Raw genomic sequence first — 13,388 nt, forward strand, 5'->3', positions numbered from 1 at the left:
GTGACTGCGACGCCCGCATTGTTAGGTGCTAGGTGTCCTCGTTGTACCGCGTGAGGCGATTCACATTGCAGGAATCCCGCCATGCGTCTCACCTCAATACTATCCGTCGCGATTGCCACCATCTGCTGCGTGGCAGCAATCGATTGTTCATCAGTCCAGGCGGAAAACTCCGCATCTTGGCCGCAATGGCGTGGTCCGCACCAGAACGGCGTCGCTCCACAGGGTGATTATCCGATCGAGTGGACAGAGTCTCAGAATGTTCGTTGGAAACAACCAATGGTCGGTCGGGGTGGAAGCACACCCGTCATCTCAGGTGACTATGCATTTGTGACATCCGGAATCGATGGCAGCAATGTCTTGCTGGCGTACGACCTAAAAAATGGTGGACAGTTGGCATGGAAAACCGCTGTCGGCGAGGATCGCCAAGGGAAGCACAAGAAAGGAAGTGGCGCGAATCCTTCGGCGGTCACCGACGGGCAGTACGTCTTTGCCTACTACCGCAGTGGCGATTTGGCTTGCGTGGATATGTCCGGCGATGTCGTTTGGAAAATTAACCTGCAAGACGAATACGAAAAGGATTTGCTCTGGTGGGATTTGGGATCTAGCCCAACGCTGATCGGTGACTTGATCGTGATCGCGGTCATGCAATCACCGGAAGAGGGCAAGGAGGTTAAGATGCCTGTCGATACAGATGTCAGTTACCTAGTCGCATTTGATCGCAAGAGTGGCAAGCAAGCATGGAAGGTCAGTCGAAACCTTGACGCTCCACGTGAAGCCTCGCAAAGCTACACCACGCCGGTTGCGATTCCTGACAGAAACCTGATCGCGGTCATGGGTGCTGACCACTTAACAATTCACTCAGCCGAAGATGGCAAAGAGCTTGGACGCGTCGGAGGTTTCAATCCGACGAAACACCAATTTTTTCGGTCAATTTCATCGCCGATTGTTCAAGGCGACATCGTGGTCTGCCCGTATTCTCGCGGCGATACGGTTACAGCTTGCCGAATCAGCGATGTCATCGCTGGCGAGGGCCGTGAAAGTGTCATTTGGGAACGAGACGATATCGGTAGCGATGTGCCAACACCAGTCGTCGACGGCGATCGTGTTTATGTCGTCGATGATGGAAACGAACGAGGGCTCGTGACGGCAGTGAATATCCAAACCGGCGAAACGATTTGGGAATGTCAAATTGATAAGACTCGCATCGGCTATAGCAGCTCGCCCTTGGTCGCCAACAACCATCTGTATGCGACGCTAGAAAACGGCACGACCTCCGTTGTCGGTCCCCTGGATTCGGCCGAACCGACCGTGGTCGCGACGAACCCTGTTGCTGACGATGACCAGTTCACCGTCGCCAGCGTTGTTCCATACAACGGTGATTCGTTGCTGATGCGAACACGTCATTCGCTTTATCTGATCGGAAAATAGTTTCCGTCGGCAAAGCTCAGAACCTCTCTCAACAAGCGTGTGCAATCGCCGCTGCAAGTCGGCGGCGATTGTCATCGTGTTTACGGCTCATCGGTGTCAATGCGTCTCGCGTGATTGACCGTTTCCTCGGATCAAGCTCGGATCCTGCGATAACTTTCGACCAGCAGTTCTGCGGCTCGGTCAATCTCGGTAGCTGAATTGAATTTGCCGATTCCAAACCGTACGCTGCGACGAGCATCGCTTTCGGTTCTGCCAAGACCCATGATCACATGGCTCGCCTTCGCATCGACGCTGCTGCAGGCTGATCCGCTGCTGAACGCGACGTCGCGGCACGCTGTCATCCACGCTTCGCCTTCAATGTCAGGAAGCATGATGTTGATGTTCCCAGCTAAGCGGCTGGTCGATTCAAGCGGTTGACCATTCACTTCGATGCCTTCAACAGCATCTGCAAGTCTTGCGAACAGCCGATTGCGAAGGCTCTGGACGTTGCGATGCGACTCCGATTGTTCCTCGGTCGCCAGCTGAAGGGCCAGTGCCATTGCAACGGTATTGGCTGGTGACATCGTGCCACTACGCAAGTTTCTTTGTTGGCCGCCGCCGACGATCAGCGGTTTGAGGCGGACGCGGCGTCGCTCTGAACCACCTGCGATGGTCAACAGTCCTGTTCCTTTGGGACCATAGAATTTATGCGCCGATGCGCTTATTAAGTCCACGTCCATCGCCTTCGCATCGACTTCGATACGTCCCGCGGCCTGAGTCGCATCGCTGTGCAGCAAGGCTCCTGCTTGATGAGCGATGTTTGCGATCGATTCGATTGGCTGAATGCCACCGATTTCGTTGTTTGCCCAATGGATCGAAACGAGTGCGGTGTCTTCGTCGATAAGATCACGAAGTTCATCCAAGTCGACTTGGCCGGCCAGCTTATGGGTTTGCGGATGAACACTGACGTAGCTAACGCGATAGCCATCACGCTCTAGTCGCTTGGCCACGTCGAGTACCGACGGGTGCTCGATCGTCGAGGTGATAAGATGTTTGCGTTTCTGTCGCGGATGGCGACAGATACCGTCGATTGCCAAGTTGTTGCTTTCTGTGGCGCCACTGGTGATGAGCACATCTTCCGGAGTCACACCGAGGATTTGTGCGATCTGTTGTATCGACGTGTCGATCGCTTCAGCCGCTTCTCGCCCCATTTCGTGCGAGCTACTATGCGGATTGCCGTAGCGTTCGACAAGCCATGTCATCATCGACTCGGCAACTCGTTGGTCACACGGCGTCGTGGCGTGATTGTCTAGGTAAATCAACGCAATCTCACTGTCGGGTGCAGGTGGCTATGTAAGCCAGTGATTCGATGTCACGAATTGGGGAACAAAGCATCGAGCGCCAGTTGGCTCCATGTTTCCAGGTTTTCACGCTGTTGACGCAGTTCGGCTACGGAAACAAATCCGCCTTCGGCCAAATCATCTTCACGGCTCGAAACGTTGGGGGCGGACAAACGAAAGCGATGAACAACGCCCAGGTGGACTTGCCCGACCTCATTGGATGGATCGTAAATCAGTCCTTCTTGGGTATCGGAGTATTCGGCGTCAAGTTGGATCTCTTCTTCTAATTCACGACGCATGCCGACTTGGTAGGCGTCTTCGTTTCCTGCAGAGTCTTCTTGGCTGATGTGCCCTCCGATCCCGATGCTTCGTTTTGCATGCAACCGCTTTTCACCGCCCCCTCCGCCACGTGTATAGGTGAAAACCTGTGGTTCACCGTTTTCGTTTTGCCATTCCAACACAACGTATGGGATTAGCTGTTTAAAGCTGGGGTCGACTTCCATCGCGCCGCGCGGTTGATAGGAAAGTTGATCGCTGTTGAGGATCGGTCCCAGATAACGATCGATATCGGATTCGAATCCTTCGAAGGCCCCGATCGATTCGATGACAGAGGCCGGAATGACAAGCACATGTTCTTCGGTGGTTGGCATAGCGTCGCGTGCGGTATGGATTTGGCGGATGCCTAAAAGAATAGGCGTCTGTGAGAATAGGCTCTGGCAGAAAGCGAAACAGCGAGCGTCATCACGCAGGGGCGATCATAGAAAGAGTGTCGCCAGCCTGCAGTGAACGCTTTTAGGCAATAGGCAACTGCTGGCCATTATTTGCGTTAACGCTGCAGGCAAAGCCTAGCAGGATCGCAACCGTCGTCGAAGTAGGCGAGGCGTGGGCATTGTTTTCGCGGCACATCCCCCCTGGCGAGACCATTCCCCACAGATGGGCTGTTTAGGCCAAGCGATGTTATTCGGGAAATGCCAAGCACAGCACCCGGCGGTCACCGCGGATCAAGACGCGATTTCCGATGGCGATCGGGGCCGCCCAGCAGGGAGGCGTCAGCTGTTCGTTGAAGTCGTGTTCGGCAATCAAGTCAAACTTGTCTGGGCTGGGATGAACGACTTGCAGTTTTGCGAACTCATCCATGATCAACAGTTCCGCCCCTACACGAGTGACGGAACTTCGGCGTCGACGGCCGTCTTCCCACATCAGCTTTCCGGTCGCAAATTCGATACACCGAAAATCACTGTCTGGATTGTTTCGCCCGCTGCAACCGTAAAGATATCCGTCAATCAAAACGGGGGTGGACCAGTGGCAGCGCATCGCATGACGGCGCAAGCTTGGTGATTCATCTTTCCAGACAACCGTGGCTTGATCGCGATCAACATCCAGTAGGGTACTGCCAATGTCGTAGCACTCGCTGATAAAGACTTGGCGGCTATCAACGACGGGCATCATCGCATTTACGCTTTCAAGTTTTTCCGCGCGGTGATGGTGCTTCCACAGCACTTTGCCCGCGCTCGGATCGACGGCGATCAAGTGATCTCGGCAGAACGCAAGAATGATTGTCGAACCATCGATCTGCATCGTTCGTGGACTACTGTAACCGGCTAAATCATCGCCACAGTGCCAACGTTCCTCGCCGGTCGAAAGATCGAACGCGACTAAAGCGGTGCCATTCGGGATGACTCGGTCAAGTCGTCCTGGGGCGATCGCCTGGTCTTCCGGAGGACTGCCACCGACCGGAACGATCACCATTTGATCGAGGATCAAAGGCGAGGCCCCGACACCGAAGAAGTTTTGGACAACGCCATACTTTTCGTTGGTCGAAACGCTCCAGATTTCTTTGCCATCACTACGATCTCGGCACGTCAATTCGCCTTCGACACCGAACGTGACGATGCGGTCTCCTGCGATCGCGGGAGTTCCTCGCGGTCCGCTCTCGTAGCCATACAGGTCCGCATAGTCGAACGGCTTTTCGACTGACCAGATCGTCGTTCCAGACTTTAGCTCAATTGCACGCAGCCTTTGTTTCAGCTGTCGCCCTTCGCGAGTTGCGTCAAAGTGATAGTAAACTTCGTCAGAAACGCTTCCCAAGCCATACCCGTCACCCACCATCAATGTCCAGGTGATCTGTGGCTTCTTTGTATAGTCCGGTTTTGCCGCTGTGGCCGGTGCGACACCGTCGAAGTCACTGCCCAGCAAGCGTGGCCACTGTGCGGTGGTCCCACGCATCGGAATCAAATCATCTTCGGCAGTCTCGGCGGGTGTGCTGACTTGGTTGGCCGTTTCGGTCGCCACGACGGAATCGAGCTTCGCATCCGCTGTGATTGTTGGTGCCGCCGATACATGCGCAGTCTGGGTCTGCGTTAATTCAGGGCTATTCTCTTTTCCACAGCCAACGAATCCAAAGGCGAACAAGGCGAAGCCGGAAAACGGGATCGCGAGGCATTGGCAACGCATAGAAGTCTCACTGCTTGAAATATGATCTGGTGAAGCGGTGGTGTGACCGTCGTCAATTAGAACGTCTGGTCTGCCGCATTACCAATCCGAGGCGAAGTCATTGTCCGCCCGAGCATTGTCCGCCCGAGAAATATTGCATGCCTGAGCAAAAACAATTGTGATGCGTTTGGATTGCTGGCAGCTCGGATCAAGTTCCCTTAAGTTGCTGACCAGATTCAGCAACTTGTTGGCGAAGCGTTTGCTAACACAAACAGCAATCAAGATGTAGCAACCGTTTCTGATTGAGCTGGCGACTTTGTCATCTTGGAAACCACGATCAGCGTCACGAACGCTAGTGGAATCGTGACAATCCCTGGCTGGCTGAACGGTGCGATTGCGGTTTCTGGATCCCAGCCATAGACGGACTTGTAGGTGTCGCTGGAAACGAGAATCCAGCCGAGCGAGCTGATCATTCCAACCAGAACGCTGGCAACAATGCCCTGTTTGCTTGTGCCCTGCCAGAACAGCAGCATTACCAGCGCAGGTAAATTGGCGCTGGCAGCCACGCTGAATGCCCAGCCTACCAGGTAACCCACGTTCATTTCCTTGAATAGGATTCCCAGGACAATGGCGATACCGCCGACCACGACGGCAGCCATTTTCGCGATACGAACTTTCTTTTCTTCCGAAAGATTGATTCCCATCACGCCGACCAACAAATCGTGCGCGACCGCGCCGCTACTGGCGAGGATCAATCCGCTGACCGTTCCAAGTACGGTTGTAAATGCGATCGCCGAGATGATCGCGAATAGCCACGTGCTGATACTGCGAGCAAGCAATGGGGCAGCCATGTTGCTGTCCGTCAAATCCATCGATCCGCTGGTCATCGCGCCCAAGCCGATATAAAGCGTTAGCACATAGAAAAAACCGATGCTGGCGATGCCAACAATTGTGCTCTTTCGTGCCGCCGCACCATCCTTGACGGTGTAGTAACGGATCAGGATGTGTGGCAGCGAAGCGGTGCCGCAGAACAGTGCCAGCATCAGCGACAGGAAGTTCAATTTTCCAATGATCGAGTCGCCACGGATGCCGGCGAACTTGGGATGTTCACCCGGACGCAATACTTCGTTCCCTTTGGTGAGCTTTTGGAAATACACCGTCGATTTGCTACCGTCGGCGTGTGTCACCGTTTTGTTGCGCCAAAGGACGATCTCGCTGTCTTTCAGCGTTGTGAAGAAACTGACCAGACCTAAGCCGCCCGTCTCCTGTTTGTCATCGGGCAGCTTTTCGATCGTTCCGACCGGCAAGAACTGTTTCTCGCCTTCGCCCCGGCCAAAAGGAACACCGTCGACGAAGTTTCCGTCGTTCGTTTTGCGCATTGCCTGGGCCTTTCGCAGAACGACTTGGCCTTCGTTTTCGGCCGGATATACATGAAACACCTCGAATCCGTTGCCGTTGGGATCTTCCAAGCGAACCAAGTCCGGGTGTTCTTCCCAGCCATCGCTAGGGGCGATGACTGTTCTTCCCTCGATCGTTTCGCCATCAACAGCCGACGATGCCATTGGGCCTAACTTTTCAAAGGCATCTGGCTTTGCCTGAAAGCCTCGGCCGATCAAAAGCATGACTAAGATCGCGCTGAAAATGACCAGCAGCGATCCCTTCAGAAATTGCACCCAAGTTGTCGAGACCATGCCCGCTGTGACCACAATCGTGATGACAACAATGCCGACCAGGACGACGCCGACCCAATGAGGGAAGCCAAGCAGTGGCTGGATCAAAGAACCGGCACCGACCATCTGTGGGATCAAATAAAAGACGCTAACGACAAGCGTGCTGATACCGGCAGCGGCCTTGATGCCGCGAGAATCAAATTTGGAGTCCAACGCATCGGCAAACGTGAACCGCCCGAGCTTTTTCATCGGTTCGGCAATCACAAACAATGCGACGATCCAACCGGCTAGAAAGCCGATGGAATACAGAAAGCCATCGTAGCCATACGACGCAATCATGCCGCAGATGCCAAGGAATGATGCCGCGGAGAGATAATCTCCTGCGAACGCGATTCCGTTGACCGCCCATGGGATTTGGCCATGAGCGGCGAAGTAGCCTTCGGATGATTTGGCTTTGCGACCCAAGAAAAAACTTAGGCCAACCGTGGCACCGACAAACCCAAAAAAGACAAATACCGCAACCCAAGAAGGATCGTAAATCACTCGTTGTCTCCCAACGTCCCCGTCGATTCTGTTTCGCGTTTACAGAACGCACCGTAGATAAGGGCCATCACTAGGGCGCCGATGATCAGTCCGAAACCATAGACAATCGCGAGGTTCAAGCCGGCCAAGACGGGGCGTTCCATGACGGATGCAGCAAATGCACTTAGCAGAACAAAGCCCAGATAGAGCAGCAGGTAAATCGCGAATAGCCAAAGTCCCAAACGTGCGTTGAAGCGACTGGCATCAGGCAGCGATGACATCGAAACCTCAGGCGGGGAGAGGATGGTGGGATGAATGGAAGGGTGGGCAAATATGCAGGCGGGACGCGTAGTATAGCAGACCTGGACTGCGGATGTGTTCAGTCGACACTCGACAATGATAATGCTGCCAATTGAAGTGCCGCTAGGTGGTTTCCAACTGAAGTCCAACGTGCAGGCGACAACATGGAATGTTGGTAGCCTGTTGCCTTCCATTGTCGCCCTTCACTCCGTGAAGGTAGCGTTCTTTCTCCGCTGATATCTCTCGGTTGATATCGCAGAGAAGAAGAACGCTCATTGCGAAATCAAACCTGAAAATCAGCAGGTCGCAGAGCTTTGGAGTTCTTCACAGGAACGAAAGCGCTGGAAGCCGCTGTGGAACAATCAAAACGATCTTTGTTGCCAGTGTTCGCCGGTGGCTATGAGAGCTCTATCGGAACCTGCATCCCGTCGTAAGCCAGTTCGATCCCGTCGGGTAGCTCACTATTGGTGGTCGAATAATCGAGCTGGTGTCCGGTGTGTGTCAGCAGTGTTCGCGAAGCTTTGATCTCCTTGGCGACTTCGATCGCTTCGCTCAGGTTGAAATGAGTCGGGTGGTGCTCTTCTCGTAAAGCCCCGACAACAAAGGTGTGGACACCGCGAAGTTTCTCGATCGACGCTTCAGGAATGTGATTGGTGTCGGTGCAGTAGGCAAAGTCGCCGATCCGGAACCCAAGCACGTTGAAATGAGGGCCGTGCTTCATCGGGATTGGCGTAATTTCGACTCCGAGGATTTCAATCTTCGATTCATCGATCGGCACGAGGTCTAGTTTCGGCGTTGCTCCCGGGTGGGTGTCTTCGCGGTTGGAGAACGCATAGCTATAGGCAGCACGAATTTGTTGTTCGACGGCGGGTGGGCAGAACAGTGGAATGGCGTGACCCAGTTTGAAGGGCATTAGACGCAGATCGTCCAGTCCAAAGATGTGGTCGGCATGTTCGTGTGTGTAGAGCACCGAGTGGACCAGTCGGATCCGTTCACGAAGAAGTTGCTGGCGTAAATCCGGCGGTGTGTCAATCAGTAGGGTGCCTTGGGGGAGCCGAACTGTGATCGCGCATCGAGTCCGTTTGTTTTTCGGGTCGTCGCTTTGGCAGACCGCACATCCACATCCGATCGCGGGAACCCCGACGCTGGTCCCGGTTCCCAAAAACGTGACCACACCTTTGCCTGGGTCGCTGGTTTCTGGAACGAACATCATCACCAAAACTCACGGAGCAGCCAAGAAGCGGGGGGATCAACCGGTGTCCACCATCTTATCGATAGCAAGCTAAGTTGACCAAGCGGGGCGACAAATCAGCAATCCATCGGGGAAGCAATCCATCGGGGACATAGCACGCGATCCGTTGGGGACATAGCACGCGATCCGTTGGGGACATAGCACGCGATTCGTTGGGGACATAGCACGCAACGAGTAGGACGGGGACATAGCACTACCAGCAAAACAAAATGAACGGGGACATAGCACTACGAGAAGATTTGCGGCGATCCGACCAAATGCTAGCTGCCCTAGATGATCCTTGCTCTGTCCCTGTTGCGGATGTGCTCTGTCCGTGTTGCGGATGTGCTCTGTCCCTGTTGCGGATGTGCTCTGTCCCTGTTGCGGATGTGCTCTGTCCCTGTTGCGGATGTGCTCTGTCCCTGTTGCGGATGTGCTCTGTCCCTGTTGCGGATGTGCTCTGTCCCTGGATTTGCTGGCAATTCGCAGTTGGGAGAGTTTGAAGGTGCGGTAAAAAGCAGTGATTGGTCCGATTGGGACGGTTCTGGCTGGCTTTCTGGGTGGGCTAACTCGCTGTTCAAAAGCTGTCAGGCTACTGTTGAAGGTGGAACTTTGTCGATCAGTTATCAATTGACGGCAATCCTTGTGCCGTTTGGGCTTGCAGAGAATCGCGGGCGTGACATACTTACCCGCTTCGCTGCGAGTTGCGGCGATGACGAGGGCCCCGTTGAGTTCTAAAAACGGATTGAGAGGCCAGCCGCGATTCGGCTGCATCATTCCGCTGCAGAGATGGATTCAACTGCGGGCATGGAAACAACAGAACAGAACAATTTGTCAGGGTGATCCGCGATGGCGGAAGTGGTACAGGTCCAAAAGCGAGAAGGCAAGCTCGGCACGGCGGCTTCGCAACGGCTGCGCAAGACCGGCCAGGTGCCGGCAGTCTTGTACGGTCACAAACAAGAAAACGAACACCTTTCAGTTGATCGCAAGACCGTCGAGTCGATCCTGCGTCATCACAGCAAAATTGTTGAGCTTGAAGGTGCAGTCAAAGAGACCGCTCTGGTTAGCGATTTGCAATTTGATCCGTTGGGGATCGAAGTTTTGCACATCGACCTTCAGCGTGTCGACATGAATGAGCGTGTGAACGTCACCGTTCCGATCAAGTTCAAAGGTGATCCGGCCGGCGGTAAGCAAGGCGGCATCGTGATTGAAAATGCTCACGAAGTCGAAGTTAGCTGCCCCGCTGTTGCGATCCCAGATTCGATCGCACTGAACGTGACTCCGGTTAAGGCTGGCGAAAACCGCACCGCTGGTGATTTGGTATTGCCCGAAAACGTCGAGTTGGTCACCCCTGCGGACACCGTTGTCTTCCACATCGAGAAGCCAAAGGGTGCGAAATCGGTCGAAGCGGAAGAAGGTGCTGACGAGTAGGTCGCCCGTCTTGGCTTGTTTCTCTGCAATCGATTTGTAGTGGAACGTGGCCTGTTTGGAATTGCATGATGAAGTTGATCGTAGGCCTAGGGAATCCAGGTCGAAAGTACGAACAGACCCGGCATAACGTCGGCTTTATCGTGGCCCACAAAGTTGCGGTGCTCACCTCGGCTGGCGGGACGAAAGTTAAATTCGAAGGCGAGCTTGCTGAGTCTTCGATCGGAGGCGAAAAGGCGGCGATCCTCCTGCCGCAAACATTCATGAACGCCAGTGGGCAAAGCGTCCGCAAGGCAATGGATTTTTACAAGTTGCAACCCTCAGATTTGCTGGTCATTTGTGATGACTTGAATCTGCCGGGTGGCAAAATTAGGTTGCGGCCGTCCGGTAGTGCCGGGGGCCAAAACGGATTGAAGGACATCATCCGACATCTCGGTACCGAGTCGTTTCCACGACTGCGGGTCGGGATCGGACGCCCTCCTGAAGGTTGGGCGGTAACCGACTATGTCTTGGGAAAATTTTCCAAGCAAGAACAAGAGACCTTCGAGGCTGCGACAACGCGTGCGGCTTATGCGGCAATCAGCTTTGTTACCGACGGAGTTGATCAGACGATGAGCCAATTCAACGCGAGTTCGGCAGAACCGAAGTAACCTGACAAAAGTGAAAGAGTAACGTCGTGGCGAAGAACACTTACGAAACACTGTGCATCCTAGACAGCAACCACTACGCTCGGGATCCCGGTGGGGTTAGCAAGCAGATCGAAGATCTGATCACCGAAGCTGGTGGCAAAGTCGAAGTCAACCGACTTTGGATGGAGCAGAAGTTGGCCTACCCAATCGAAGGTCACCAAAAAGGTACCTATTGGTTGACTTACTTCGAAATGGAAGGACGCGAAGTTCCTAAGTTGGATCGTGCATTCCAACTTTGCGAGCCAGTTCTGCGTCAGATGACGATCAAGTTGGATCCTCGTTTGGTCGAGCCAATCCTGGCGAACGCACGTGGTGCATCACCCGTCGCTCCGTCAGGCGAAGCTGCTGCGGCTAGCGATGATAATGACGACAGTGACAGCGATAGCGACGACTGATTCGACCGAGATTCGTTGTTGAGCGGGCAAGTTTGATTGTGTCAGGCTGTCCTCGATGTCGTCCCATTGCGTTTTCGCAGTCACGGCGGAGGAATCGTCGCAATCAGCCCTGTTCATCACCGGTTTGATCTCTAGAATAGAGTCCTCGTTTTGCGGCCGGGTTGCGGCGGCATGTTTCCTCATCGAACTACGCTAGCACAACCAGGGTCAAAATGGCCAGTTTTAACCGAGTCATTCTGGTCGGGAATCTGACGCGTGATATTGAATTGCGTTACATTCCCAGCGGCCAAGCCGTCTCCGACGTCACGATTGCCGTCAATGATCGTCGGAAAACTGCCAACGGAGACTGGGTCGAGGAAGCCTGCTTTGTCGATGTGACATTGTGGGGCCGAAACGCGGAAGTCGCGAGCGAATACCTGTCCAAGGGTTCGCCGGTCTTGATTGAAGGCCGACTGAAACTGGATCGTTGGGAAACCGACGGTCAAAAGCGGAGTAAGCTGCGAGTGATTTGTGAGAAAATGCAAATGCTCGGAGGACGCTCCGGTTCCGGTGGTCCTGGCGGACCGTCGCGACAACATACGGGGGAATACGAAAGTCATTACGATTCCTCCGACCATGATTCGCATTCAGGTGCCGGTGCACGTGATGCGCAACCTACCGGCGGCGGAGCCGGGTACGAAGACCCAAACATTCCATTCTGATTGCAGCAACTTGATCGAAACCGCCACGACGCAAGGATCGGTCAAGTATCACGACGCTAAGTCGGTCAAGTAATCAGATCATCCCATAACCACTCGCACAGAAATAGAACGATGCCACGTCACGGACGCACCGTCAAACGACCCTTCAAGCGGCTTCCACAAGGTCCTAATGGCGGAATTCAATTGCTGCTCATTCACAACGTTGAGCACCTTGGAAAGCAAGGCGAGATCGTCGAAGTCAAGCCAGGCTTCGCTCGCAACTACTTGCTGCCACAAGGGATGGCAACGATCGCGACCGAGCACCACAAGCGAATGGTCGAGAAGCACCGTGAAAAGTTGCGTGCGATCGAATTGGAAAAGCTCAAGAGCTACCGCGATCTGGCCGACGAACTAGGCAAGCAGTCGATCACGATCGAAGCCAATGCGAACGACGAAGGTCATTTGTACGGCAGCGTCGGACCTCACGAAATCGTCGGTGCTTTGAAAGAAGCTGGCTTCAACATGGCCAACGATCAGATTCGCCTCGACGGTCCACTTCGTGAACTTGGTCTGTACACAGTGAAGATTCACTTGCATAGCGAAGTCGACGCAAGCCTCAAGGTCTGGGTTGTTCCAACCGCAACCGAAGACGCACCTACCGCTGGCTAATCACTGGCGAAATACTGACTCGCTCCATGAGATGGTGTGAGTCTTTGAGGCAATAGAAAGGTACATGCATGGCGATCTTGCCATGCATCTTGTGCCAAATCAAATCACCAGGGGCTGTGGCGGAACTGGCAGACGCGCTGGATTTAGGTTCCAGTTTCTTCGGAAGTGCAGGTTCGACTCCTGTCAGCCCTATCGCCGCTTCTCTTCATTGAGAAGCGGCTTTTTTATGCGCAAAGGATGCGGTTGTTACAGATTACTGATCTGGTCTCCGCATAACTCATTCCTCGACAACCGTCGGCGGTTCAATGACCCTTGGTGTCGAGAATCGGAGGGCTGGCAGGAGCAAGAAGGTGGCCAACGCACCTAGGCCTATCAGCAAAAGCAAGAATCGCAGTGGGTTGAATCGGCGAGATTGTTCCGAAGGCTTGCTCGGTGGCTCGTAAGGATTTGAGTTATTCATGTCGCTAGTTTAGCGAGGTGAGAGAGCACTCGGGGCGAGCCAATCGGTTTGGTTTCCTCGCCGGGTCGCCTCGTTTATTCCGAGCCTGCAAAGCTGAAGCGAATTGGGAGAATGGAAGAGCGGAGAAGGCGTCGAAGTTGAAGTTCGATAACCGTGGCTAACGC

Annotated in this window: 13 protein-coding genes and 1 tRNA gene; 7 read left to right on the forward strand and 7 right to left on the reverse strand. The window is 54.1% G+C overall.

The annotated features are described in order from the left end of the window. Window positions 1-81 precede the first annotated feature (81 nt). On the forward strand, window positions 82-1,428 hold the full coding sequence (locus LOC67_RS18725) for a PQQ-binding-like beta-propeller repeat protein (protein WP_230264230.1): 1,347 nt from the start codon (window positions 82-84) through the stop codon (window positions 1,426-1,428). Between the two features lie 131 nt (window positions 1,429-1,559). Here the strand turns inward: LOC67_RS18725 and LOC67_RS18730 are convergent, their stop codons facing one another. The 7 genes from LOC67_RS18730 to LOC67_RS18760 form a co-directional block, all read right to left on the reverse strand. Beyond that, window positions 1,560-2,729 (reverse strand): cysteine desulfurase family protein, encoded by a 1,170-nt coding sequence (locus tag LOC67_RS18730; RefSeq protein WP_261366986.1) that lies wholly within the window; start codon window positions 2,727-2,729, stop codon window positions 1,560-1,562. Between the two features lie 50 nt (window positions 2,730-2,779). Further along, window positions 2,780-3,397: a phosphoesterase gene (locus LOC67_RS18735; protein WP_230264233.1), complete on the reverse strand. Its 618-nt coding sequence runs from the start codon at window positions 3,395-3,397 to the stop codon at window positions 2,780-2,782. A 307-nt stretch (window positions 3,398-3,704) separates the two neighbouring features. Next, a complete protein-coding gene (locus LOC67_RS18740) occupies window positions 3,705-5,201 on the reverse strand; it encodes a PQQ-binding-like beta-propeller repeat protein (RefSeq protein WP_230264234.1) in 1,497 nt (498 codons plus the stop codon). A gap of 257 nt (window positions 5,202-5,458) precedes the next feature. Further along, window positions 5,459-7,393, reverse strand: coding sequence for a cation acetate symporter (locus LOC67_RS18745; protein WP_230264235.1), 1,935 nt, complete (start codon window positions 7,391-7,393; stop codon window positions 5,459-5,461). Continuing rightward, window positions 7,390-7,653, reverse strand: a complete 264-nt coding sequence (locus tag LOC67_RS18750) for a DUF485 domain-containing protein (protein WP_230264236.1) — start codon at window positions 7,651-7,653, stop codon at window positions 7,390-7,392. Before LOC67_RS18750 ends, LOC67_RS18745 begins: the two co-directional genes overlap by 4 nt. A 142-nt stretch (window positions 7,654-7,795) precedes the next feature. Beyond that, window positions 7,796-7,948 (reverse strand): hypothetical protein, encoded by a 153-nt coding sequence (locus LOC67_RS18755; protein WP_230264237.1) that lies wholly within the window; start codon window positions 7,946-7,948, stop codon window positions 7,796-7,798. A 121-nt stretch (window positions 7,949-8,069) separates the two neighbouring features. Further along, window positions 8,070-8,885, reverse strand: coding sequence for an MBL fold metallo-hydrolase (locus LOC67_RS18760; RefSeq protein WP_230264238.1), 816 nt, complete (start codon window positions 8,883-8,885; stop codon window positions 8,070-8,072). An 867-nt stretch (window positions 8,886-9,752) separates the two neighbouring features. Here LOC67_RS18760 and LOC67_RS18765 point away from each other — a divergent pair. The 6 genes from LOC67_RS18765 to LOC67_RS18790 all read left to right on the forward strand — a co-directional run bounded on the left by LOC67_RS18765 (window position 9,753) and on the right by LOC67_RS18790 (window position 12,956). Next, window positions 9,753-10,334, forward strand: a complete 582-nt coding sequence (locus tag LOC67_RS18765) for a 50S ribosomal protein L25 (RefSeq protein ID WP_230264239.1) — start codon at window positions 9,753-9,755, stop codon at window positions 10,332-10,334. 68 nt (window positions 10,335-10,402) lie between these two features. Then, the gene (pth, locus tag LOC67_RS18770) at window positions 10,403-10,981 is read left to right on the forward strand and encodes an aminoacyl-tRNA hydrolase (protein WP_230265082.1); all 579 of its coding nucleotides are present in this window, start codon (window positions 10,403-10,405) and stop codon (window positions 10,979-10,981) included. 26 nt (window positions 10,982-11,007) lie between these two features. After that, window positions 11,008-11,415 (forward strand): 30S ribosomal protein S6, encoded by a 408-nt coding sequence (rpsF, locus tag LOC67_RS18775; protein WP_315861070.1) that lies wholly within the window; start codon window positions 11,008-11,010, stop codon window positions 11,413-11,415. Window positions 11,416-11,627: 212 nt separating this feature from the next. Then, on the forward strand, window positions 11,628-12,116 hold the full coding sequence (ssb, locus tag LOC67_RS18780) for a single-stranded DNA-binding protein (RefSeq protein WP_230264240.1): 489 nt from the start codon (window positions 11,628-11,630) through the stop codon (window positions 12,114-12,116). A 111-nt stretch (window positions 12,117-12,227) separates the two neighbouring features. Next, window positions 12,228-12,764: a 50S ribosomal protein L9 gene (gene rplI, locus LOC67_RS18785; protein ID WP_230264241.1), complete on the forward strand. Its 537-nt coding sequence runs from the start codon at window positions 12,228-12,230 to the stop codon at window positions 12,762-12,764. A 110-nt stretch (window positions 12,765-12,874) separates the two neighbouring features. Beyond that, a tRNA-Leu gene (locus tag LOC67_RS18790) sits at window positions 12,875-12,956 on the forward strand. Window positions 12,957-13,388 lie beyond the last annotated feature (432 nt).

The organism is Stieleria sp. JC731 (assembly GCF_020966635.1).
GTDB lineage: Bacteria > Planctomycetota > Planctomycetia > Pirellulales > Pirellulaceae > Stieleria.

What these genes read in the sequence shown, in the direction of transcription:
- rplI (WP_230264241.1), top strand. Translation starts at nt 12,228, where the DNA reads ATGCCACGTCACGGACGCACCGTCAAACGACCCTTCAAGCGGCTTCCA.
- pth (WP_230265082.1), top strand. Translation starts at nt 10,403, where the DNA reads ATGAAGTTGATCGTAGGCCTAGGGAATCCAGGTCGAAAGTACGAACAG.
- LOC67_RS18735 (WP_230264233.1), bottom strand. Translation starts at nt 3,397, where the DNA reads ATGCCAACCACCGAAGAACATGTGCTTGTCATTCCGGCCTCTGTCATC.
- LOC67_RS18755 (WP_230264237.1), bottom strand. Translation starts at nt 7,948, where the DNA reads ATGAGCGTTCTTCTTCTCTGCGATATCAACCGAGAGATATCAGCGGAG.
- LOC67_RS18750 (WP_230264236.1), bottom strand. Translation starts at nt 7,653, where the DNA reads ATGTCATCGCTGCCTGATGCCAGTCGCTTCAACGCACGTTTGGGACTT.
- ssb (WP_230264240.1), top strand. Translation starts at nt 11,628, where the DNA reads ATGGCCAGTTTTAACCGAGTCATTCTGGTCGGGAATCTGACGCGTGAT.
- LOC67_RS18760 (WP_230264238.1), bottom strand. Translation starts at nt 8,885, where the DNA reads ATGATGTTCGTTCCAGAAACCAGCGACCCAGGCAAAGGTGTGGTCACG.
- LOC67_RS18765 (WP_230264239.1), top strand. Translation starts at nt 9,753, where the DNA reads ATGGCGGAAGTGGTACAGGTCCAAAAGCGAGAAGGCAAGCTCGGCACG.
- LOC67_RS18740 (WP_230264234.1), bottom strand. Translation starts at nt 5,201, where the DNA reads ATGCGTTGCCAATGCCTCGCGATCCCGTTTTCCGGCTTCGCCTTGTTC.
- LOC67_RS18725 (WP_230264230.1), top strand. Translation starts at nt 82, where the DNA reads ATGCGTCTCACCTCAATACTATCCGTCGCGATTGCCACCATCTGCTGC.